Here is a 23,560-nt window from a genome sequence, read left to right as displayed (position 1 = left end):
GAGTGTCGAGGCGCTCGTCAGTTCCGAGCGCACTCCAGTACCACTTCCAGCGGATGCCGCAGCTTCTTGTCCGTCATCCGCTTCACCTGGCTGCGGCAGGAATAACCGGTTGCCAGTGCTTCGCCTTCCTTGTCCAGCTTGGTCGCCCAGGACTGATCAAAGATGATTTTTGAGGTTTCCTGATTGCGTGCTTCGTGCCCATAGGTACCCGACATCCCGCAGCAACCGGTTGCCTCAGTCACCAGCTTGAGCCCCAGCCGGGCGAAAACCTGCTCCCACTGCCTGGTGCTGGCGGGTACGTTGGTCTTCTCGGTGCAGTGCGCCATCAGGCGGAATGCCCCCTTGCCCGTGCTCTCCTGTTCCGGCAGTGCGTCCATCAACCATTCCTGGGGCAGCAGTACCTTCGGGCAGTCCTCAAGGCCTGGTACCTTCTGGTACTCCTGGCGGTACACCAGAGTCATGGCCGGGTCCACGCCCACCAGTGGTGCTCCGCAGTCGGCCAATGCCTTGAGCTGGGTGGCGTTGCGGATTGCCGCCTTGGCGAACGCGCCGAGGAAGCCTTGGACATGCAGCGGCTTGCCATTGGCACTGTAAGGGGCCAGGAAAACCCGATGGCCGAGGCGATGGGCCAGTTCGATGAAGGCGGCCAGCAGGGGTGTTTCGAAGTAGCGGGTAAATGCGTCCTGCACCAACACGATGCTGCGCTCGCGCTGTGCCGGGGTCAGCTCGCGCAGGGCCTTTACACTGGCGGCACGGACCCCGCAACGGCTGAGGGTAGCCTGGAAGTTGAAGCGGCTGATCAGCGGGCTGTCCACCATACCCACTTGCTTTTCCAACAACCTGCTGACAATGCGCGAACCCATCACCGTATTGTAAAGCCCTGGCATGTAGGCCATGTAGGGAATGGTGAATTCCAGCGAACCGATCAGATAGTCCCGCAGCGGGCGCTGATAGCGGCCGTGGTACAGCTGCAGGAAGCGCGAGCGGAAGTCCGGTACGTTGACCTTGATCGGGCACTGTCCGGCGCACGACTTGCACGCCAGGCAACCGGCCATGGCGTCGTATACCTCGTGGGAGAAGTCCTCTTGGCCCTGGTTTCTCGCACGGTTGTTGCGCAACCGCGTCGGCAGCCCCTTGAGCCACGATACCTTCTTGCGAGCAGACTCCAGTACATCGATGTTGGCCTCACCCTGCAGGCGCAGCCACTCGCGCATCAACGAGGCGCGGCCCTTGGGCGAATGCTGGCGCTCGCGGGTAGCTTTCCACGACGGGCACATGGCGTCGTTGGGGTCGTAGTTGTAGCAGGCACCGTTACCGTTGCAGTGCACGGCGCTCGGGAAGTCCTGCCACACGCGCTCGTCGATGGTGCGATCCAAATCGCCGCGCAGGGTCACACCGTCAACCTTGATAAGGTCTTCGACGCTGTCTGGCGGGGTGCAGATCTTGCCGGGGTTGAGCTGGTTGTGTGGGTCGAAAGCACCTTTGAGCGCCTGTAGCGACGGGTACAGCTCACCAAAGAAGTCGGGCACGTATTCCGAGCGCAAGCCTTTGCCATGCTCGCCCCAGAGCAGTCCACCATATTTGTGGGTCAGCGCCGCCACGGCGTCGGAAATCGGTTTCACCAGGGCCGCCTGGGCCGGGTCCTTCATGTCCAGCGCGGGGCGCACGTGCAGCACGCCGGCGTCGACGTGACCGAACATGCCGTAGGTCAGCCCGTAGCTGTCCAGCAGCGCGCGGAACTCGGCGATGTAGTCGGCCAGTTGCTCTGGCGGCACTGCGGTGTCCTCAACGAAGGGCTGCGGGCGTACTTCGCCTTCGACGTTGCCGAGCAGGCCCACCGAGCGCTTGCGCATCACGTAGACGCGGGTTACCGCCTCAGCACCTTCGGCCAGGGTGTGCCCCAGGCGCTCGACGCTGGTGTCAGCCTGTAAATGCTCGACGAAAGCCTGTACCCGGGCATTGACCTCTGCCGGCTCGTCACCACAAAACTCCACCAGGTTGATGCCCAAGGTCGGACGGTCGGCGTCGGCTGGGAAGTATTCGGCAACGCTGTGCCAGACGATGTCCTTCATCGCCAGCAGCAATACACGCGAGTCTACGGTCTCGATTGACAGCGGCTTCTTCGCCATCAGCGCATTGGCGTCGCGTAGCGCATCCATGAAGCTTGCGTAGCGCACGTTCACCAGCACGGCGTACTTGGGGATAGGCAGTACGTTGAGCTTGGCCTCGACCACATAGCCCAGCGACCCCTCGGCGCCGCACAGCACGCTGTTGAGGTTGAAACGGCCGTGCTCGTCGCGCAGGTGCGCCAGGTCATAGCCGGTGAGGCAACGGTTGAGTTTAGGGAAGATCGACTCGATGAGCTCAGCCTTGGTTTCCTGGATCTCCCGGGCCATGCGGTAGATCGCGCCGACGCGATCGGAACGGGCACAGGCATGGTCCAGCGCGTTGTCGTCGATCGGTTGGCTGTGCAGGCGTTCGCCACCGAGCAGCACGGTGTCCAGTTCCAATACATGGTCACGGGTCTTGCCGTAGGTGCAACTGCCTTGGCCGCTGGCGTCGGTATTGATCATGCCGCCGACGGTAGCTCGGTTGGAAGTCGAGAGTTCGGGGGCGAAGAACAGACCATGGGGTTTAAGCGCTGCGTTCAGCTGATCCTTGACCACGCCGGCCTGAACACGCACCCAACGCTCCTCGACGTTGATTTCAAGGATGGTGTTCATGTGCCGTGACAAGTCGACGACGATACCGTCGGTCAGCGACTGGCCGTTGGTCCCGGTGCCACCGCCGCGCGGGGTCAGCTTGATCTGGCGAAACCGCGGTTCGGCCATCAGCGTCGCCACGCGCGCGACGTCGTCTGCGTCTAGCGGGAACACGGCCGCCTGGGGCAGGCGCTGGTAGATCGAGTTGTCGGTCGCGAGCACCGTGCGGGTGGCGTAATCGGCGCTGAACTGTCCACGAAAGCCTGAGGCACGCAGGGCGTCGAGGAACGCGGAATAATCGGCTGACGGTGCGCGGGTCGGAAGCTGGGCGATCATCGGGGGATGGCCTCTTGTAGGAAACTGATCACGGAAATGTTGAAACGTGCTGTCTCGGCATGAGTACGAGAGGAGGCAGGCAGCGAGCACATCAATAATCAGTGAGCTTAGGCCGCACTACAAACGGATATTTCGCCCTCTATCAATGAGTTTTATGAATGTGTCGATATCACTGTGATATCCGATGGGCGTGAACGAGCGGGTCGCTGACGATGGCTTTTCGAACCCATCCGAAGGCAGCCGATAACATGCGCTCGTAGCTTCGGTGATTGGGTCCATGAAAAAGTGTGCCGGCTTCCAGCAGGAAAGTGACGCTAAATGAAGATATCTTCACTTATATTGCATCGTTCAATCCGGCCCCCTAGCATTTTGTGAAAATCCAAATCATTAGCATTTTGGGGCGAAATGTATCTATCCGATCTTAAGCGTCATCAATCGGCAGTAGTCTGCCAAATCATGCAATCCGATGACACGACAAGGCTTGCGCAGAGGCTTCAGGACATCGGCCTGGTCCCTGGTGAACCTGTGTCGGTGGTAGCGCATGCGCCATGGGGCGGGGATCCCATTCTGGTTCAGGTTGGTGCTACCCGTTTCGCCTTGCGCAAAAGTGAAGCGATGATGGTCTTGGTTGAGGTGGCTGGGTGATGGCGGGCAATCGTATAGCACTGGTCGGTACGCCCAACTGCGGAAAGACAGCGTTGTTCAATTTGTTGACCGGGGCGAAGCAAAGAGTTGCGAATTTCGCAGGTGCTACGGTTGAGCGCAAAGAGGGCACCCTGCGAATGCCTTCGGGAGGTACCTGCCAGGTTATCGATTTGCCAGGCACTTATGGGTTATCGAGCGTGAGCGAGGATGAGCGCGTGACCCTTCGCGTTCTCCAGGGTGCCTATTCAGGTGAACGCTCGCCTGACCTTTTACTGTGCGTCGTAGATGCCACCAATCTTCGACTCCAGTTGCGCTTGGCATTGGAAGTCAGGCGTTTTGGCATTCCGATTATTCTCGTCCTGAACATGGCGGATGCTGCGCGCAAACGTGGAATCATTATCGACAAGTGCAAACTTTCGCGGCTGCTGGGCATGCCGGTAGTCGAGACTGTCGCTGTTCGTCGCGATGGCGCTGGGGCGTTGCTCAAGATGCTCGATGATGCACCCACCGCGTCCTCTGCCTTTGCGCCCGGTTTTACCGATGACGCTGATCTGCATGGTCATGTTCGTCAGACACTTGAAGCATGCGTACAAAACCTGCAACTTTCAGATGCGGGCGTTGATGCGGTTGACCGTTGGCTGCTTCATCCCATCGTGGGGCCGGTCGCGTTGATCGCCATCATGTTCATGGTATTCCAGGGTGTCTACCTGATAGGCAAACCCATCACGGACGCAATCGCAGATGGCGCTGATGGTTTGGCCAGCATCGTGGCCGGACTGCTCCCGGCAGGTCCGCTACAGGGCCTGCTCTGCGACGGTTTGATAGGCGGATTGGGGACAGTGCTTGGCTTCATGCCTCAAATCCTCGTCCTGTTCTTCTTCATATTCGTACTGGAGGAATCGGGGTATCTGCCGCGGGCTGCGTTCATTCTTGACCGGTTGATGCGTGGGGTAGGGCTGACCGGACGTTCTTTCATTCCGCTGTTGTCGAGTTTCGCCTGCGCCATTCCGGGTATTATCGGCGCTCGCAGCATCGGCGATCGCTATGATCGCCTGACGACCATCATGGTCGCCCCGTTGATGACCTGTTCGGCGCGTCTGCCGGTCTACGCGTTACTCATCAGTGCAGTCATTCCGGACACCACCGTCGCTGGCGTATTTACCCTGCAGGGGCTCGTGCTGCTTGGCCTGTACTTATTGGGTATCTGCGGTGCCATGACGGTAGGTTGGGTATGCAAACGTCTACGTCCGGCTGCCATCGAACAGCCGCTGTTGCTGATGGAGTTGCCAGCTTATCGCTTGCCACGTCTTCGTGACCTGGCGCTGCGATTGTGCGAGCGCGGCCATTTGTTCCTGAGGAAGCTGACCGGGGTCATTCTCGCGCTCACGATCATCATGTGGTTCATTTCTATCTTTCCTGGCCCACCAGCGGGCGCTTCAGGTGCTTCGATCGATTACAGCATTGCCGGGTACCTTGGCCAGGCGTTGGAGCCCGTCTTTTCGCCACTTGGCTTCAACTGGCAGATTACATTGGCTTTGATTCCGGCGTTCGCCGCACGCGAAACAGCAGTGGCAACGTTGGCAACTGTCTACGCTGTGGCAAATCCTGACGATGTGTCATCGCTGAGCCAAGTGCTTTCCTCACACATATCGTTGGCAAGTGCGCTTTCACTGATGGTGTGGTTCGCTTTTGCTCCGCAGTGCATGTCGACATTGGCGGTGATCCGCAAGGAAACGGCCAGTTGGCGGCAGGTTGGCCTGGCCTTCGGGTACATGTTTGTGGTGGCTTACGTGATGGCCTGGGTTACCTACCATGTCATGCGAGCAGCTTCATGAGCTTGATAGTGCAATACCTCATCGTTGCACTGATTGTCGCTTTCGCAGTGCGCAGGCTTTGGCAGCGCCTGAGGCCCGCGCGCGCAGGAGCCTGTGGTGACGGATGTGGCTCCTGTTCATCTGGATGCTCGACAGCCTCCGTGAATCCTGCGCATGAACAAACACCGCCTTGCGCGCGGATTCCTGTATTTGTCGTGCAAGAGCAGGGGGAGGACATCAAGGCCCTCGATGAGGGACCGGTTACTAACGGCAGGGCCAGTGCGAAGTCAGCCATGGTAGCCAACAGGTCGCGGTGGCGACGGGCGGACTAAGCGTCAGCTCGCCGTTCCCCAGGCGCGGTATCCTCTCTGGCGTTGAAAGCTGCGCAATCGGTCGCCTGCCTGCGCGATCTGGAGTGTTGGCAAAGAGCGTGCTGGTTAGCATCGGCCCATCATCCACACGCGGAGCCACACCCATGCAAATCACTGTTCTTGGAGGCGGTCACGGCTGCTACGCAGCAGCCGTCGAAATGGCAGAGCGCGGTCATGCCACACGGTTGTGGCGCCGTGACGGGGCGGCCCTGCAAGCGCTGCAGGCGATCGGCAGCCTCACCGTGCGCGATTATCGCGGTACTCGGCAAGTCGGCCTTGGCGATAACCTGCAACTGGTCACCGATCTGCGTGAGGCGCTCCAGGGCGCCGACCTGGTGATCATCCCCTTGCCAGCAATCAGCCATTTATCACTGGCGACCGAAGTTGCACCGTTGCTCAGCGCCGGTCAGGTCGTATTCCTGCCACCGGGCACCTTTGGCAGCTACGTTTTTGCCAAGGCAATGCGCGAGTGCGGCAATCATGCCGACGTGGCCTTCGCCGAGACCGGCACCTTGCCGTACCTGGTGCGCAAACATGGGATCGATCAGTTGGTGATCAGTGCATATGCCACGCGCCTTCCCACCGGCGTGCTGCCTGCCCGGCTGTCTGCGCATGCCTTCAGCGTGCTGCGCGAGGCCTACCCGAGCGTGGAACCGATCGAAGATGCCCTGAGTGGCGCCCTGATGAATGCCGGGCCTGTCATCCACCCACCGCTGATCCTGATGAATGCCGGGCCACTGGAGCACTTCGAGTCGTGGGACATCCACAACGAAGGTACCCAGCCGTCGATCCGCCGGGTTACCAACCAACTCGATGCCGAACGTATGCGGGTGCGTGAGGCAATGGGGTACCCGGCGCCGCACTTCCCACTGGCCGACCACTACAACACCAACCAGGGCGATGAGTGGATGTATGGCCGTGGCGCTCACGGCAAACTCACCGACAGCGGCGACTGGCGCGAGAAGATCGACCTGCAGCAGCACCGCTATATGCTCGAAGATACCCGCCTGGGTCTGTCGCTGCTGGTGTCCGTCGGGCGTTGGGCCGGTGTGCCGACGCCTGTGGCTGAAGGTTTGCTGGCTCTTGCCTCTGCGGTGACCGGACGAGACCTGTTCAGCGAAGGCCGCACCCTGGAAAACCTTGGCCTGGCCGGGCTCGATCGCGGGCAGATGGCAGCCTTGCTACGCGACGGTGTTGCGTCATGAGCACACCGTCGCGGCACATCGCAGTGGTCGGTGCCGGGCGGATGGGCGAAGGCATAGCCTTGGCCTTCGCCCAGGCCGGGGTCAATGTCAGCCTCATCGATCTCAAGGCGCGCCAGCCTCAAGCCCAGGCCGATTACTTTGAAGCGCTCAGGCGCAATCTGGCGCTCGAGGTGGAGAACCTTGCCGTTCTTGAACTGATCGATTCACGGCAGGCCAGGCAGCTTCTGTCACGCGTTCAACTGCTGCCCTTTGAGCAAGGCGGCCAGGCGCTGGAAGGCTGCCGCCTGGTCTTCGAGGCCGTGCCTGAGGTTATCTGCGCCAAGCGCGAGGCGTTGGCGTGGATTGACCGGCACCTGGCGGCGGACGCGATCATCGCTTCGACCACCTCGACCTTCCTGGTAACCGAACTGGCGGCCATGGTCAGTGCCCCCCAGCGCATGGTCAACGCGCACTGGCTCAACCCTGCGCAACTGATGCCACTGGTGGAAGTGTCGCGCAGCACGCAGACCAGCGACGCCGTGGTGGTCGAGCTGCTGGAAACGCTGCAGGCCATCGGCAAAGTGCCTGTGGTGTGCAACGCCACGCCGGGCTTCATCGTGCCACGCCTGCAGGCGCTGGTGATGAATGAAGCGGCGCGGATGGTCGAGGAAGGTGTCGCCAGCGCCGAGCAGATCGACCTGGCGGTGCGCAGCGGCTTTGGCTTGCGCTTCTCGGTACTGGGGCTGCTGGAGTTCATCGACTGGGGGGGCGGGGACATCCTCCACCATGCTTCGGCGTACCTCGCCCGGCACCTCGGTGAGCGTTACCAGGCGCCGCAGTCGGTGCTCGACAATATGGCCACAGGGCGCAACGGCCTGCGTGATGGTGTCGGTTTCTATGACTACCGGAGCATGGATGTGCAGGCCTACCGCCAGACCCGCATGGCAACCTTGGTCCGGCGGTTGCGCGACACCGGGTTGGCGCCGCGTATTGAAGGCGACCTGAGCAAGCCCAGCGAGTTAACGCCCTCGTAGCTCCGCTAAGCGCGATCAGGCATGCATACCTTTGAGCAGCAGGTCGTATGCCTGGATTTCCAATCCTACATGGGCGATACGTCCCGATAGCGCCGAATCGGCCAACCCTGCCACAACGTAGCCGAACATGTCACACAGGCAGACGGCAGACGGCCCGACCCTGAACAAACCTTCACGTTGTGCACGCACGAAAAATGCTTCCATTGCCTGTTCGTAGGCGAGCCATTGCTCGTCGGTCTGTCGTGCTGTTTCCGTTAGCGGCGAGCGCCAATAGTTGAGCAGGAATGCGCAGGCTTCCTTCTCGGCCAAGTGATTGTCCACCAGGCTACGAAACGCTTGCTCGACCGGTGCCTGTTCCAGCATGGACCTTTCGCATGCCTGCAACAAGGCGGCCACGCAGCGGGCACGCAATTTGTCGATCAGTTCATCACGCGTCTTGGCGAAACGATATAACGTGGTCTTGCCAATTCTCACAGTATTGGACAGATCCTGAAGGGAAGCGCGTGGGTTACGTGCCAGTGCCATGATCAGGGCACTTATGATCTGTTCATCGATTACTGCTGTTCGCATCGATTTTTCGTTCCTTGGTAACGGCAGCATGACAGTCTAACCCGCTGGAGGGGTTGGAGCACAATCTGCCGTGCCGCGACGGATGCTATCCGTCGCGGCCCGTTGCTTTCAGTACCAGGCCCCCCCGAGAGAGCGATATAGCGCCACCAAGGCCAATTGCTGATCGTTGCGTACTTTGATCAGATTGGTCTGAGCGTCGAAGTTGCTGCGTTGTGCATCGAGATAGCGCAGGTGGGTATCAATACCCTGGCGATAGCGTGCCTGGGCGAGCAACAGTGCCTCGCCACTGGAATCTGCAAGCGTGCTGCGAGCGCGCACCTCACGGCGGAGCGTATCGACACTGTCCAGTGCATCGGCTACCTCGCGGAAAGCCGTCTGTACTGTCTGCTCGTAACTTGCAACTGCCACGTCCTTGCGAACCTCGGCAAGGTCCAGATTCGCCCGATTCCGCCCTCCGTCGAAAATGGGCAGACTCAATGTTGGCAAGAACGACCAGGAACGCGAACCGCCGTCGAACAGGTTGGACATCTGAGCGCTGGAGGTTCCGAACGAACCGGTCAACGTAATACGCGGAAAAAATGCTGCCCGCGCCGCACCTATATCAGCATGCCTGGCCTTGAGCTGATGTTCACTGGCCAGGATGTCTGGGCGCTGTAGCAGCAGCTGCGACGGTGTATCTGCTGCCAGCTCCTGGACAACCAGCTGCTGATCGCGAGGCTGTTCAGGGAGTAGAGACGCGGCGTCGGGTGTGCCAATAAGCAATACCAGCGCGTTTCGAGCCTGGCGTCGGCTACGTTCGCTGCTTTCCAGGTCGGCTCGAGCTTGCTCGACCAACCCGCGAGCTTCCTGGTAATCCAATGCCGTCGCGGTGCCATTGGCCAATTGTTGTCGGACCAGATCCACCGACTCCTCTCGGCTCCTGAGGGTCTGCCGTGTAACTATCAATTGGCGCTGGGCGCTTTCATGGTTCAGATAGCCCTGGATGATATCGGCGGTCAAGGCAATTTTAGCGCTTGCGGCTGTTTCCTCGGCCGCCATGAACTGTTCGAGTGCAGCATCGCTTAAGTTTCTGACCCGACCGAACAGATCAATTTCGTATTCAGGCAGGTTCAGGCTTGCCTGATACGTTGAGGAAGTGCCGCCTTGACCGTTACTCGATAAGTCCGCCGGCACATGAGCCCTGTTGCCCGACGTCCCGGCGCTGAGGCCGGGAAGACGGTCGCTACGTTGAACGCGGTACTGCGCTCTGGCGGCCTCGATGTCCAACAGGGTCTGGCGCAACGAACGGTTGTTGGATACTGCAGTGTCTAGCACTTCAAGCAATTGTGGGTCAGTGACGAAGGCTTGATAACCCGCATGACGGGTCTGTCCCGGCTCTTTCCCGGCATCCTGTTGCGGCCAGTGTTCAGCAACCGGAATGGCCGGTTTATGGTAGTCCGGTGCCAGCGAGCAGCCTGCCAAGGTAATGAACAGGCCCAGCATCGCAGGCCTGGCAATTTTTTTTCGATCCATCTCATTCACTCCTTGGATGCTGCGACGCCGGACGGATGGCTGTCTGCTTCACGCGGTGTCCTGCGCATACAACCCAGTACAGCGACGAAGAAAGTCGGGACCAGAACCACGCCCAGGAAGGTCGCCGAAAGCATGCCGCCAATCACCCCGGTGCCAATCGCTTTCTGGCTGGCTGCGCCAGCACCGGTAGCCAATGCCAAAGGCACCACGCCAAGAATGAACGCCATCGACGTCATGATGATCGGACGCAGGCGCAGGCGTGCGGCAGTGACTGCGGCGTCCCTGAGCGACAAGCCTTGCGCCAGCAGGTCTTTGGCAAATTCGACAATAAGGATGGCGTTCTTCGAGGCGAGGCCGATGATGGTTATCAGACCCACTTTGAAGTACACATCGTTCGGCATTCCAACCGCGGTCACCGCCAGCACTGCCCCCAAGGCGCCGACTGGCACGATGAGCATGACGCTCAGCGGGATGGCCCAGCTTTCGTACAGTGCCACCAACAACAGAAACACGACGACTACCGCCAAGAGCAGCAACTGAGTAGCTTGGCCACTGGCAACCTTTTCCTGGTACGACAAGCCTGTCCATTCGTACCCGATACCACTGGGGAGTTCTGCCACCAGCTTTTCCATCTCCGCCATGGCTTCGCCGGTACTGGTACCTGGCGCTGCGTCGCCGGAGATCTTCACGCTGGGATAGGCGTTGTAACGCACGATCTGCACCGGCCCTTCCTCCCATTTCAGGGATACGAAAGCGCTGAGCGGTACCAGCTTGCCTGCCTTGTTGCTCACGCGCAGATCAAGGACGGTTTCCGGTCGGACACGGTCATTGGCGCTGGCCTGTACGACCACGCGCTGCTGCCGGCCTGCATTGGAGTAATCGTTGATCGTGGCCGATCCGAACGCAGTCGAAAGCGCGTTGCTGATGCTGTCAAAGCCCACGCCCATGGCTTCGGCTTTCTCCCGGTCAATGGCTACTCGAAGTTGCGGTGCCTCGTTCAGGCCTTCCATCATCGCGTAGAGGATCTTGGGGTTGGCATTGGCGCGTTCGAGCAGTTGGTCACGTGCTTTCAACAGCTGTTCGCGGCCGACATTGCCGCGGTCCTGCAGGCGCAGCGAGAAGCCTCCGGAGTTGCCCAGCCCGTCGATAGGCGGAGGTGTTACAGCGAGTACAGTGCCGTCGGCCGCCTGGCCAAAGCGTTCGTTGACGCTGGCTGATTCCGCATCGGCTGACTGACTGGCGTCGCGTTGCGACCAATCTTTGAGTGAAGGGAACACCAGCGCTGCGTTCTCGCCCATGCCGGAAAAGCTGTACCCCATGATCAGGAACGAGGAGTCAGTAGCCGGTCGGCTGAGCAGGAACTGATCGAGCTCATCGCTGACGGCTGATGTCCGTTCGCGGGTAGCACCTGGTGGAAGCTGGATATCTACGATGGTGTAGCCCTGATCCTCGTTAGGCAGGAAGGATTCGGGCAGGCGTAGATACAAAAAGCCCAGCAGGCCGACAATGCCCAGGTACAGGAGCATATAGCGCCCGGTACGTTTGACCAAATGGTTGTTCAGCACGGTGTAGCGCTCGGTAACACGCTCGAACCATCGGTTGAATGCACCAAAGAAACCACTTTTATGACCATGTCCGTGTGGCACGGGCTTTAGAAGCGTGGCGCACAAAGCAGGTGTGAATGTCAGTGCGAGGAAGCCCGAGAACAGGATCGAAATGGCCAGGGAAATGGAAAACTGCTTGTAGATCACACCGACAGAGCCCCCCATGAATGCCAATGGCATGAACACTGCCGCCAGCACCAGGGTGATTCCGACGATAGCGCCCGACACCTGATTCATCGCCTTTACTGTTGCGCGAACCGGAGACAAACCTTCCTCGGCCATGATCCGTTCGACGTTCTCGACCACTACGATGGCATCGTCCACCAAAATGCCAATGGCAAGCACCATGCCGAACATGGTCATCATGTTGACTGAGAAACCCAGCATGTACATGACGCCGAGCGTACCCAGCAGGCATACCGGCACGACGATCGCCGGTATCAAGGTGTAGCGGACGTTCTGCAGGAACAGAAACATCACGATGAACACCAGTACCATCGCCTCGAGAAGCGTATGGATGACTTTTTCGATGGCGACGTCGACAAACCTCGAGGTGTCATACGGGATGGCAAACTCGACATCTTCAGGGAAGTACGTAGACAACTCAGCGAGGCGCGTTTTGACTGCCTCGGCAGTGGCCAGGGCGTTTGCGCCCGGCGCCAGCTGGACTGCGGCACCCACAGCCGGTTGCCGATTCATCCGGGTGGCGAAGCTGTAGTCCTGGCTGCCCACTTCAATCCGCGCTACGTCGCGCAGTTTCACATGAGAGCCATCACTATTGGCGCGCAGCAGTATTTGTCCAAACTCTTCTGGCGTGGTCAGCGTACCTTTGACGGTCAGGGTAGCCGTTACCTGCTGCTCGACAGGGCTTGGTGCTGCCCCGAAGCTACCGGCAGGTACTTCTACGTTCTGAGCCTTGATCGCATTGCTGACGTCGTCGATGGATAACCCGTAACCAATGAGCTTCTGAGTATCGACCCAGACGCGCATCGCAGCCTCGGATGCGAAAAACTGCAATTTGCCAACCCCGGCAATGCGCCTGATTTCGGGGTTGATGCTACGTGCCATGAAGTCTGCCAGCGCAGTTGTGTCGCCGTCGGCTCGTGGTGTTTTGTATTTCAGGGCATAAATCATCAAAAAACCTGCTGTGGTCTGTTCCACAGACAAGCCTTGCGTCAGTACGGCCTGGGGCAATCGTGCTTCGGCTTTTTTCAACCGGTTCTGTACGTCCACCTGAGCCAGTTCGGGATCAGTACCTGGTTGAAAGGTAACGTTGATCTCAGCGACCCCGTTTGAGTTGTTGGTGGATTCAAAGTAGAGCAAGCCCTTGGCGCCATTGAGTTCCTCTTCGATGACGCTAGTGACCGAGTTGGTCAAAGTCTGAGCGGATGCGCCAGGGTAGGTCGCATAGATGTTGATTTGTGGTGGCGCAACGTCAGGGTATTGCGCCACCGGCAGAAACGGGATGAGCAACAGGCCGAACATCGAGATGAACAGCGCGATGACCCAGGCGAAGTTGGGTCGATTAATGAAAAACGAAGGCATGATGCGCTCCTCTGATACGCGCGGGATCACTCGGAGGCGAGGTGCGCAGGACGGCTCTCGGGGGAGGTTGAAGTGGCTTTGTCGCCGACATTCAAGCCATCGAGGTTGCTTACAACCACTTTGTCACCGGCATTCAGCCCTTGGGTAACTTGCCAGCGGCCGCCTTGCATCGCCCCTGTCTGCACTGCACGCAGGGCAAGTGTGCCCTGGGCGTCGACGAGCCAGACATGGGCCTGCCCGTCACGATCGCGCTGGATCGAGCGTTGCGGTACTGAAACCGCTTTGGCGTCGATACCTTGTGGTGCCTCCACGCGTACATACATCCCCGGTAACAGCGTGCGATCGGCATTGTCGAAGCGCCCGCGCAATGTGACCTGCCCCGTACTTTCATCGACTGCCACGTCTGAAAACACCAACTGGCCATCACGTGTCAGGCCGGTGTCCTCGATGCTTACTCGTAGATGGTCATTGTCATCATTGATGAGCCTGCCATCCTTCAGCGATTCCCTAAGGTTGATGGCCGCAGAAGCAGTCTGGGTAAAGTCGACATAGATTGGATTCAGTTGCTGAATCTTGGCCATGAGTGTTGCTTCGCCTTGCCCCACCAGTGCGCCTTCTGTCACAACCGAACGGCCGATTTTCCCTGAAATGGGCGCGGTGACAGACGCGTAACCCAAGTTCAGACGAGCTGTGTCCACCTCGGCCTGCGCGCTCAGCCGGGCTGCTTGCGCACGTTGCAGGGTCGCGCTCGCAGTGTCGTAATCTTCCTGGCTAACGGCATTGATCTCGACCAGGGGGGCGTACCGCTTGAGCTTTGACTGCGCCTCGGTAACGTCCGCGGCGGCCTTGCTCAAATCACCCTGAGCCTTCGCCAGCGCAGCCCGCAACGGGGCGGGGTCGATTTCGAACAAAAGATCCCCTGCCTTGACCTCGGCACCTTCCTCAAAATGCCGTTTGATGACAATTCCCGCCACGCGAGCGCGTATTTCTGCTACGCGCACCGGTTCGACGCGGCCGGGCAAGGTCGACATCAACCTTAGCGGCGTCGGCGTTACGATTTCTACTTTCACAGCTTTAGCTTGCGGCTCTTGATGCGGCTCATCCTGTTGCTGGCACCCGACAAGGCCAGCCGCTGCCAGCGCTGCGACGAGGGTCGCAGCGAGGCAGCGATTTTTTTGATCCATTGCGTTCTCCACGGATGTGACAAAGCGAAAAATGAAATGATGTCATCGTGGTTCTTGTGGGTCAATGTTGATTCATTATGATTTTTGTTGTTTCATTTGATCCGTCGTCATGCCAAGCAAACATGCTGGGATCCACAATGATCAAAAATGCTCAAGACCTTCGATTGATGCGCGCCTTGGCCGAGGCGATAGGTTCGCATCCGCGCAGCACGCTCAAAGAACTGGCAAGACTTGCCGGCATCAGCAAGGCAACCCTGCATCGGTTTTGCCGGACCCGGGAGCACCTGGTCGAGGTGCTGATGAACCATGCCTCAGAGGAACTGGACGCGGTGATTGGCAGCGCCCAGATCGCAGCGTGTTCCGCCGACGAGAGCTTGCGTCGGTTGATTCGCGGGCATCTCGATCATCCTGAAATTCACTACTTTCTGATGAGTCAGATTCAGCCAGATACACTCGCGATGCCCGAAGGGCGCCGATGGAACAGTTATTTCAGCGAACTGGATCGCATGTTTCTGCGTGGGCAGCAGGAAGGGGTATTTCGTGTCGACATCTCGGCCGCAGCCATGACTGAGCTGTTCACATCGAGCATATGGGCGCTCATCGATGCTGAGCGGCGGGGCAGGGTTGCACGGAGCTCGAGTGCGATGGTCATCGAATCGTTTTTCCTGAACGGCGTAAGCGCTGTCTCCAGCGAAAATCGAGCCGAAGACGCTGTAATGACGCTCGAGCCGGGGCGAAGATGCGTGCGGGCATTGCTGGTCAGTGACGACGCAAGCTTCGCGGGTTGGTTCGTTGCCCGCATCGAAGCAGGCGGAGTGCATATGGAATGGGTGCGGGAGAAAGAAAACCTGGTAGGTCGCCTTGAGGTTTTCGAGCCCGACATGATTGTTCTGGACCGGCCGTCTGAGGGTGCGGGCGAACTTCCGATGCTCGCCAACTGCGATCGGTTTCCTACCTTGTTGTTGACCAATTCGAAGATTCACTGTGACGCCCATCATACTGATTTCATACCTCGGCGCAGTGACCCTGACTTGGTCATAGCGCGCATGCACGCGATGCTTCAAAGAACGTCTCATGGCTGCGCGCCTGTTCAGGAGCAGTTGATCATTGGTGACTTGGTTCTGGACCCACTGGAGCGCTTCGTGACCTGGCGGGGGGCGAATGTGGAGCTGCCTACTACCGAAATGCGAGTATTGGAGGTGCTGATGCGCTTTGCCGGTGAAACCCTCAGTCGGGAGGAGTTAAGCCAGCGTGTCAGGGGAAGAGCATTGAACCCAGACGATCGCTCGATAGATGTGGCTGTTTCAAAGCTGCGCGGCAAGTTTGACGATCCGGCCTACGGGTCGAGGAAAATCAAGACGATTTGGGGCAAAGGCTACGCCTTGAACCCCTCGGCTTGGCAACATTGAACGCGGCTGGGCTATCCACAATGGCTGGCTCATGCTCCTTGGGTTGTCGATACTGAGCCGATCACTCGCCCAATCGGCAGCCGAATCTCAAAAATCATTCCACCCCCGAGTCGACGGCGAGCACTTATGGCGCCTCCATGAGCGCTGCAGATCGCGTGAGCAATGGACAGTCCTAACCCGCAACCACCTGCTCGCCTGTTGCGGGATGTTTCCTGACGCCAGAAACGTTCGAAAACGCGTTGCGCTTCGTCCTCGCTAAGGCCCGGTCCGCGGTCACAAAATGCGAGTGAAAGGTGATCGTTGTGCGCTTGCCCTTGAATATCAAGCTTGCCCCCAGCAGCGGCGTAGCGCAGGTAGTTTTCCAGAAGGATGTTGAATACTTGTCCGATCCTGTTCCAGTCTGCATGGATCGACACTATCGGTAGCTTGCTGATGGCGACTTGAGTTCCGACAGCTGTCAGTTGCGGGCTGAACCATTTTAGCCGCTCGGAGAGAAGCGCCTGGAGGGTGAACGTTGTGCTGTTTAGCGGTAGTTGGCCGGCCTGTGCCAGGGATAGCAGAAGCAAGTCGTCGACCATCACGTTCAGGTTCTCAAGCTGGTGCAGGACCAGGCCGAGCTGATCTGTATTGGCTGGAAATACCTCGTCGAGCATGCCTTGCACGCGGCCCATTGCAGCGTTCAACGGGGTGCGCAACTCATGCGCCAGTACGGCGCTCGACTCTTGTACTTCTCGCTCATAGAGGCGTAGGCGTTGGGTCATGGTGTTGAAGTCGCTGGTCAGTTGCTGAACTTCCAGTGGCATGTGCTCGATAATCGGAAGCTGAATATTGAGGTCCCCTTGCGCGACCCTCCGAGCGGCTTGGGATATTTCCCTGAAGCGGGAGGAGAGCGGGCGAAGAAGGAGAAACCCTGTAACGAATACAATGGGCAGGGCAGCGACCACCAGAAGCGCGACAGTCCACCATTCCGTGCCCGAGATGCCAGGGAAGACGTCTTCGACATCGTAATACCGTGTGAGGTAATCCCAGATCTCTGCTTCGTGGCCAGCCGGCCGCTCGATCAGTCGTTGCACTTGGGCCTGGGCTGCCGGCGGAATTCGGGAGGTGACTTGTAGTTGCCACCAGAAGAACTGCAACCACATGATCACGCATACCAGGACCACGGCGCCGCCGGCTATGACGCCCATACGCCAGCCCACCCACTGCCAGAGATTGACAGGCTTTTTCATGCAGTGCCCCCTAGTGAAAGCGATAGCCGATCGAGCGTACAGTCACGAGTACGCCGGTAATGCCATAGGCTTCAAGTTTGCGCCGGACATTGTGGATATGGGTATCGACGACTCGAGCCAATGCATCGCTATCAGGCAGGCAGCGGGACAGCAGGTCTTCACGAGAAAACGCTTTCTGTGGAGCCCCGAACAGTACAGCCAGCAGGTTGAATTCAGTGGGGGTGAGGTCGATCAGCCTGTCCGACTCGGCAGGGTACGACACCCCTACGGTACGGCTGTCTGCATCTAGCCACAGCGATTCAAAACGCAGTCGGTGGTCAGTCGTCACATCAGGCTGCACGCGCCGAAGAACCGCATGCACCCTGGCCACTACCTCTTTCGGGTTGTAGGGTTTTACCACGTAGTCATCAGCCCCGTAGCGCAAGGCCCCAAGCTTCTCCGACTCATCGCCAATGGCTGTTACCATGATGACCGGCGTATTGCCACGCTTGCGTATGGTGTTGAGAACCTCGGCGCCGTTCATGACGGGTAGCATCATGTCCAGGAGGACAAGGTCGGGCTTGAGTCGGCGATGCAACTCCGTGCCTTTGAAGCCATCTTCGGCAATGGCCACCTCGAAAAAATCTCGTTTGAGATAAGCCTCGAGAATGCTGGCACTGTCCGCGTCATCTTCGACGACCAGGATTAATTTTCTAGACACTTGAGCCTCGAGACAAATGCTTGCCGTTTCGCTGTGGATAACCAACTGGAAGGTATGATTGGGTGCGTACTGCACAAATAGCTTGCCTTGTAGGGCCAGGCGACGGTGCGATCTGTGCGATATCAACATCCCGCGAAGGCTAGGGTTAGCTGAAAAATTCTAAATCAAAAGCGCAGGCGAATCGACGCCCCACAGCGTGCGGCAGAGCGACACCACATTCATCTGAATGGCCAATAGGGTATCTTCCAAAGCGCGTTCGGTTAGCAGTGCCTGAATGTGTTTTTCAACGTCATCCAGCGTGCTCATAGCGCCAATTTCTGCCGGGAAGCCACCCGGGCGCAGTTGTTCCCAGGCGAGATCGTTGAGGGCCGACTGACTGCGCGCGCGATAGATGAGCGTTTCGCGCTCATCCAGGCCTTGGGCCAAATCCGCAAGCGCGTGTTTAACGGTTTTCTCGTAGATGTCAAAACTGACGCGCCCATCTACAGTCGGTGGTTCACCGGCATCTCCTGCAGGCCGCCCGAGAATGCTCGCCCCCGCAGAGCGAGGCCACCCCCCCGTGCCTTCAGTGAACAAAGCATTGAGTTCTCTGGTCGCCATGCCCGCGCGGTCAGTCAAGTGGATCACGGGTAATGCCTGTCTGCGGTCGTCCGGCAGTGGATGGGTCACCGCGAGCTGGTTTTTGATCGACTGCAAGTCGAGGCGTTTCAACAGGCGAGTTGAGGTCATATTTCCAAGCCATTTCGGCGGGCTGATAACGCTTGCTGTCCTGGCTCGCTCCACGCCTGCACCTTCAGCAAGGTCGCTGGAACCGCCGATTAATGACATCGAATGCAGCGTGATGTCAGTATGTGATCTGCTATCCATCTGCCGTAGCCGTGCATCCTTCAACAATGCCTTGGACGCCGCGAGGCGCTTGTGAAAACGTTCATCGTGCTGAGCGTTGCGTTGCTCAAGGCGCACTTTCATTCGATAAATTTCAACGAGCGCTTCAGCCGTGCGATTCTGGCGGGCATTGGCACGAGCGAGTAGGTAGAGCCGCGTAATTTCCAACAGCAATGCCTTCCGGGAGGTCTGCTGTCCAGTCTTGCTTCGCAGGAACTGCTGGCGATGAGCATCTGAAAGAGACATCAGATTGCTGAAGAAATCGGCTTCTGCCTGGTAGAAGACTGCGTTTTCCGGAGCATCAAGGTCTACAGTTTTTTTGCGCGCTGCGGGGTAATCGCCTCCCGCGGGTTGGAGTGTTCGGGAAACCTTCCCCGCTGTCAGTCCATAGCCTTGAGCGCTGTCCAAGGCACGTGCGAGGTGAACACGTTGCACGGCGAGTTGGCGGTCCTGGTTGTAGACCAGAACACGCACCGCCAGCTGCTCCAGTTGGCCGGACCGATCGAGGCTGTGCAAGAAATCGGTTTCAATGTCTGTCAGCTGTTGCGCAGATCCGGTGCGGCAGTTGGATAGGGTGAGCGCACATCCGCTGATGCTCGTCATGAGCAAAATCAGGAGAGTGGCAACCCATGGCCTTCGGGCTTTTCTTGAGCAATGAGTGGACATGTGTCGGCAGCCGTTAGGTGTATGGACCAACCCTGTCTGGCATGGGCTTATCGGTTTTGAACACTTTTAAAGTGCGCGCATTTTCATTGAGGGCGTCTCTAGATACGGGGTTGAATGCTTAACGGACCCCGAATCGCTTGAGAAACTTTCGACTGAGCCTCTGGTTTTCGTTTGACGGAGGGGCGCACAGAAATACCGCGTCTCGACTGCTATAGCCCGCTGGATTGATGCCAAACAGGTACTGCGTGCTGTCATCGGTCGCCGAATTCGATTGAGCTACCACTTCGTAATCGGTGGATCCACAGCTTTGTTCAGCTTGAGTGAAGCAATGTGCCCAGGATGAAGTGAGTCCCGAACAACTGATGTAGAGGAAATGCTTGCCATGCCAGGTGCGGTCTGCCATGACCGTTGCGCAACCCGGAACGGTCGCTAGTAACATGATCAGGCAGGGCAGCCCCAAGACAGCGCGTGAAAACTTCTTCTTCCTGGGCATCATTCAAAGTTCATGGCTGTAAAACAGTGCGATTGATTCGATCCCCTGGTTTGGCTCTTTGATGCCTGCATTGGAGTAATGGATGAAGCGCGCACCTAGCTTGTCCTGATTGGCCAGCTTGATACCAAACCCGATCCGGTCTTCGAAGTTGAATGACGATCCGAGTTTCTTGTCACCTACGCGAGTGCCCGAGAACAGTGAAACGCCAATCCCGGCTTCGATGAACGGCTTGAAGCTCGAAGCTGTGTTGAACTCATAGACGAATACTGGGGCAAAGGACAGCGATGTCTGGCTGGCTGCCTTGTCTCCGGATGCCCAGTGTGTGACGCCCGCATCCCAGTAACCGGTAAGGTGTCCGCTTTCGCTCTCCATCCATCGCTTGTCCCAGTCAAAGCCCATTCCAACTCGTGCGGTGAGTCCGCCTTGAACCGTTGAGCCGAGCGCCCCGCTGATGTTTTGCGCACTGACGTTAGTCGCAGCCATGATGGTGACGATTGCGCCAGCAAGCTGAAGGAGACGCTTGTTCATTGAAAATCCAGAAAATGTAAAAAGCATAAGGCCTGAATGTAATTTGTTAAAAAGTGTCATTGTTGCGCTTATCAACCTGATGCGCTGCAGTCGACATTATCCAATACTTCGCCGCGAGCACTTTGCAACATCAGGCTGGGCTTGCCGTTCCAGGTGCCCGCGGTAACAGCGTAAATCTTGCCGCTCTCGAACTGCGCCCAACTGAGCGTCATTTCACAGTTGAAGGGATGCACACTGCTCGCGCTCGATTTCGCTCGGGCCTGGATGGTGTGGGGGCCTGGGCTTAGCAAGTAGGGCGACTGCTGGTCAAGGGGGGCACCATCGATGTCCCTGATCATCAGCGAATAGTCCGCTGAGGGCGTATAGATCTTGAGCTGAGCGAACTCTGGCCGTGGTTGCCACCAAGCCGTGCATGCTGGCACAGCGGTGACGGCGGTGATCAGGAGTATTGCTCGAAAAAGAGAGTGATGAAGCATGACCTGCCCTTGCTGAAGAAAAGTAACGCGCTTGCACATCGTTCGATTGGACTGATTCTCAGGTTGCGCAATGAAGGATTGATCAATGTTTTGTCCAGATTCTGTCAAGACTGCGAGCAGCGATCTGATGTTTTCAGTCCATGCCTTCCTATCCGTAGAAGGAAAATTGCCGCACGCTTGCGCCTTTGTTGCCAGCGTTGGCTTGCCTATCCAGCGCTGATCGTTTGACGCGACGTGTCCTTAATAGAAGTCTTGAACACGCTTGATCAAATCGTATTCATTTCTCCGCTCGTCAGCTTGTTTTGCCTTGCTGCAGTGTTTGTCGCCGCTTTTGCACGTGGATTCGCCGGTTTCGGGTTCACCTTGCTGTCAATCATGTCGCTATCGTTCGTCCTCCCGCTTAAAACGATCGTGCCGGCGATGGTCATTCTGGAGATCGCTGCCGGTATCAAGCTGCTCCCGGCCATCTGGCGACATGTACATTGGCGATCCATCAGGGTGCTGGTGATGTCGTCTGTCGCCGCTACCCCGATTGGGGCTTACCTGCTCGCCAAAATTCCTGGCGAAACGGTAAAAGTCGTGCTTGCCGTGCTCACAATGGCGTGCTGCCTTGTGCTGATCAGCGGATACAAACTGCAAAAAATGCCTTCGACGTTACAAACCGCAGCGACAGGGGCTGGTGCAGGTCTGCTGAACGGCTCGCTGGGGCTCGGTGGGCCTCCAGTCATCGTCTTCTTTCTGGGGTCGCCTTTGGCCCTTGAAGCCGGACGTGCCTCCATCATCGCGGCGTTCCTGGCAATGGATGTGGCGGCGTTGCCGGCATTCTGGATGCTTGATTTGTTCACTGTGCAAGCGCTTCAACTTGGGGTGATGAGTTTGCCTGTGCTGGTGGTGGGGGTGTGGTGTGGCTCGCGAATGGTGGCCGGAATGAGCGAAATCGTCGCGCGCAGGATCATTATCGTGCTGTTGTCGATCATGGCAGTGGGCAGTCTGCTGGGTGGCTGATTCTGATGGGCTATGCTCAGAACATAGCTGAAGCTGCTCCGCCGCAGGACGGTACTGAAATGTCAATTTCTGCTGAGAATCGTCCTTTTCTTTATAGACGAGGCTTGTAGGCCACTACAGAATCTTCCTACGTCTCGAAGAGTCGACCGCCATGAAACAACAAAAATATTCGGCTGACGATTGCCCTCCATACCTTGCCGATCCTCACGCCAGGTATGCTCGAATTCAAATCTTCATTAGCAAGCTAGGTATCGGCGCTTGTCTGGCTATTTGCCGAACATCGGTTATCGCTATATGGCAGCTGGTGCTGTCCGCGTCTCGTACTCCAGCCTTCAGGCAGCTTCAGGGCTCACGTCCAATCAACGCAGCTGTGTCATTCGTCAAGTGCTACCAGGTACTACGGGCGAACAGGCTGTCGTTGCGTAAATAACTTAAATTCGTAGTCTATCGAATTTCGGACGGGTCCTCGAAAGGAGGTCTTTGCAGTAAGTAGTTAGTCGGCCAGGTCGCGATAATTTCGCGGGTGCCGCCCTGCGTTCAGTTTGTTTGTTGGCTCAATATAAAAATCAATAAAAGAGGGTACTGCATATGAATAACGTAAGTCGCGATGCTTCCAGGGACGGAGCAGTCGGTATCAGCATGAAACGGGCGTTGTCCGTGGCATCGCTGGTGATGGGTTGCTCAGTATTCCTGCCAATGGCGCACGCGGCAAATTGCGGGGCCGTGACGATCGCCAGCATGAACTGGGCCTCGGCGGAACTGCTTGCAGAGGTCGATAAGTTCATACTGCAAAATGGTTACGACTGTGATGCCAGTATTGTACTTGGAGATACTGTGCCCACCCTTACCTCGATGGCTGAGAAGGGCAAGCCTGATGTGGCACCGGAGTCGTGGACTAGCCTGCGGCCTCCCATCACCCAGCAGAACATCCAGGAAGGCAAACTCCTGATCGCCAGCAAGGCATTCACTGAAGGTGGTGTACAAGGCATCTATGTACCCAAGTTCATCGTCGACGAACACCCGGACATCAAGACAATCGCTGACGCCCTCAAGCACCCGGAGCTGTTCCCCGATCCGGAAGACCCCTCCAAGGGCGCTTGGTCTGCTGGTCAGCAAGGCTGGGGCGGTACCATCATCGCTAGCCAGTACTATAAGGCCTACAAGGGCAAGGAAGCCGGTTTCAACCTGGTCGATACCGGATCTGCGGCGGGGCATGATGGCTCGCTCATCCACGCCTATGAGCGCAAGAAAGGCTGGATCGGGTACTACTGGGACCCGACCTCACTGTTGGGCAAGTACCAGATGGTTCGCCTGCCAAGTGGCGTGCCCTATGACGATGCCGAGTGGAATCGCTGCAACAAGGTTGAGAAATGTCCGGACCCAAAACCCAACGAATGGCCGGCAGATGAAGTCAACACCATTGTCACCAAGTCGTTTTCTGATCGGGCTGGGGATGCTTACAAGTATCTGACCAGCCGGTCCTGGCCGAATGCGGTGGTGAGCAAGATGCTGGCCTGGATGGCAGACAACCAGGCCACCGGTGAGGACGGGGCCAAGCAGTTCCTCAAAAAGAACCCCGATGTCTGGAGCAAGTGGGTGAGCCCGGAAGTGGCCGAAAAGATCAAATCAGCATTGTAACCATCGGCTGGCGCGGCGCTATCTGGCGCC

General features: G+C 58.0%; 18 protein-coding genes and 1 pseudogene. 9 read left to right on the top strand and 10 right to left on the bottom strand.

From position 1 onward, the window contains the following. Nucleotides 1–17: 17 nt before the first annotated feature. Entirely contained in the window at nucleotides 18–3,038 is a 3,021-nt protein-coding gene (locus ACIQUI_RS23885; protein ID WP_403203147.1) for an FAD-binding and (Fe-S)-binding domain-containing protein, read from the bottom strand. Between the two features lie 405 nt (nucleotides 3,039–3,443). Between ACIQUI_RS23885 and ACIQUI_RS23880 the strand changes: the two genes are divergently transcribed. The 5 genes from ACIQUI_RS23880 (at nucleotide 3,444) to ACIQUI_RS23860 (ending at nucleotide 8,086) form a co-directional block, all read left to right on the top strand. Further along, a complete protein-coding gene (locus tag ACIQUI_RS23880; protein ID WP_403203146.1) occupies nucleotides 3,444–3,683 on the top strand; it encodes a ferrous iron transport protein A in 240 nt (79 codons plus the stop codon). Then, nucleotides 3,683–5,518, top strand: coding sequence for a ferrous iron transporter B (locus ACIQUI_RS23875; protein ID WP_403203145.1), 1,836 nt, complete (start codon nucleotides 3,683–3,685; stop codon nucleotides 5,516–5,518). The genes ACIQUI_RS23880 and ACIQUI_RS23875 overlap by 1 nt, the downstream gene beginning before the upstream one ends. Then, the gene (locus ACIQUI_RS23870; protein WP_403203144.1) at nucleotides 5,515–5,829 is read left to right on the top strand and encodes a FeoB-associated Cys-rich membrane protein; all 315 of its coding nucleotides are present in this window, start codon (nucleotides 5,515–5,517) and stop codon (nucleotides 5,827–5,829) included. The genes ACIQUI_RS23875 and ACIQUI_RS23870 overlap by 4 nt, the downstream gene beginning before the upstream one ends. Nucleotides 5,830–5,972: 143 nt before the next feature. Further along, on the top strand, nucleotides 5,973–7,073 hold the full coding sequence (locus ACIQUI_RS23865) for an NAD/NADP octopine/nopaline dehydrogenase family protein (RefSeq protein WP_403203143.1): 1,101 nt from the start codon (nucleotides 5,973–5,975) through the stop codon (nucleotides 7,071–7,073). Then, nucleotides 7,070–8,086, top strand: a complete 1,017-nt coding sequence (locus ACIQUI_RS23860; protein ID WP_403203142.1) for a 3-hydroxybutyryl-CoA dehydrogenase — start codon at nucleotides 7,070–7,072, stop codon at nucleotides 8,084–8,086. Before ACIQUI_RS23865 ends, ACIQUI_RS23860 begins: the two co-directional genes overlap by 4 nt. Nucleotides 8,087–8,101: 15 nt before the next feature. On the opposite strand, the gene ACIQUI_RS23855 is transcribed toward ACIQUI_RS23860, so the two are convergent. From ACIQUI_RS23855 to ACIQUI_RS23840, 4 genes are all read right to left on the bottom strand, one after another. After that, nucleotides 8,102–8,686, bottom strand: coding sequence for a hypothetical protein (locus ACIQUI_RS23855; protein ID WP_403203141.1), 585 nt, complete (start codon nucleotides 8,684–8,686; stop codon nucleotides 8,102–8,104). Nucleotides 8,687–8,764: 78 nt separating this feature from the next. Continuing rightward, complete coding sequence (locus tag ACIQUI_RS23850; protein ID WP_403203140.1) at nucleotides 8,765–10,168, bottom strand: efflux transporter outer membrane subunit; 1,404 nt, start codon at nucleotides 10,166–10,168, stop codon at nucleotides 8,765–8,767. A gap of 5 nt (nucleotides 10,169–10,173) precedes the next feature. Then, nucleotides 10,174–13,317: a multidrug efflux RND transporter permease subunit gene (locus ACIQUI_RS23845; RefSeq protein WP_403203139.1), complete on the bottom strand. Its 3,144-nt coding sequence runs from the start codon at nucleotides 13,315–13,317 to the stop codon at nucleotides 10,174–10,176. 26 nt (nucleotides 13,318–13,343) lie between these two features. After that, nucleotides 13,344–14,501, bottom strand: coding sequence for an efflux RND transporter periplasmic adaptor subunit (locus ACIQUI_RS23840; protein WP_403203138.1), 1,158 nt, complete (start codon nucleotides 14,499–14,501; stop codon nucleotides 13,344–13,346). A 137-nt stretch (nucleotides 14,502–14,638) separates the two neighbouring features. Between ACIQUI_RS23840 and ACIQUI_RS23835 the strand changes: the two are divergent. Continuing rightward, nucleotides 14,639–15,181, top strand: a pseudogene (locus tag ACIQUI_RS23835) (TetR/AcrR family transcriptional regulator); the annotation flags it as partial. Nucleotides 15,182–15,217: 36 nt separating this feature from the next. After that, complete coding sequence (locus tag ACIQUI_RS23830) at nucleotides 15,218–15,910, top strand: winged-helix domain-containing protein (RefSeq protein WP_403203158.1); 693 nt, start codon at nucleotides 15,218–15,220, stop codon at nucleotides 15,908–15,910. Between the two features lie 29 nt (nucleotides 15,911–15,939). On the opposite strand, the gene ACIQUI_RS23825 is transcribed toward ACIQUI_RS23830, so the two are convergent. The 5 genes from ACIQUI_RS23825 to ACIQUI_RS23805 all read right to left on the bottom strand — a co-directional run bounded on the left by ACIQUI_RS23825 (nucleotide 15,940) and on the right by ACIQUI_RS23805 (nucleotide 20,887). Then, complete coding sequence (locus tag ACIQUI_RS23825) at nucleotides 15,940–17,139, bottom strand: sensor histidine kinase (RefSeq protein ID WP_403203137.1); 1,200 nt, start codon at nucleotides 17,137–17,139, stop codon at nucleotides 15,940–15,942. A 10-nt stretch (nucleotides 17,140–17,149) separates the two neighbouring features. Beyond that, nucleotides 17,150–17,839, bottom strand: a complete 690-nt coding sequence (locus tag ACIQUI_RS23820) for a response regulator (RefSeq protein ID WP_403203157.1) — start codon at nucleotides 17,837–17,839, stop codon at nucleotides 17,150–17,152. Between the two features lie 159 nt (nucleotides 17,840–17,998). Beyond that, a complete protein-coding gene (locus tag ACIQUI_RS23815; RefSeq protein ID WP_403203136.1) occupies nucleotides 17,999–19,327 on the bottom strand; it encodes a hypothetical protein in 1,329 nt (442 codons plus the stop codon). 559 nt (nucleotides 19,328–19,886) lie between these two features. Next, nucleotides 19,887–20,366 carry an acyloxyacyl hydrolase gene (locus tag ACIQUI_RS23810; RefSeq protein WP_403203156.1) on the bottom strand — a complete coding sequence of 160 codons (480 nt, stop codon included), beginning with the start codon at nucleotides 20,364–20,366 and terminating at the stop codon, nucleotides 19,887–19,889. A gap of 116 nt (nucleotides 20,367–20,482) precedes the next feature. After that, a complete protein-coding gene (locus ACIQUI_RS23805) occupies nucleotides 20,483–20,887 on the bottom strand; it encodes a hypothetical protein (protein ID WP_403203135.1) in 405 nt (134 codons plus the stop codon). Nucleotides 20,888–21,139: 252 nt separating this feature from the next. Between ACIQUI_RS23805 and ACIQUI_RS23800 the strand changes: the two genes are divergently transcribed. Beyond that, on the top strand, nucleotides 21,140–21,892 hold the full coding sequence (locus ACIQUI_RS23800; protein ID WP_403203134.1) for a sulfite exporter TauE/SafE family protein: 753 nt from the start codon (nucleotides 21,140–21,142) through the stop codon (nucleotides 21,890–21,892). Between the two features lie 588 nt (nucleotides 21,893–22,480). Further along, nucleotides 22,481–23,530, top strand: a complete 1,050-nt coding sequence (locus tag ACIQUI_RS23795) for an ABC transporter substrate-binding protein (protein WP_403203133.1) — start codon at nucleotides 22,481–22,483, stop codon at nucleotides 23,528–23,530. The last annotated feature ends 30 nt before the right edge of the window (nucleotides 23,531–23,560 follow it).

Origin of the sequence: Pseudomonas sp. NPDC090592 (assembly GCF_044769185.1) — a bacterium.
GTDB lineage: Bacteria > Pseudomonadota > Gammaproteobacteria > Pseudomonadales > Pseudomonadaceae > Aquipseudomonas.
This window is presented reverse-complemented; position numbering and strand designations above follow the sequence as displayed.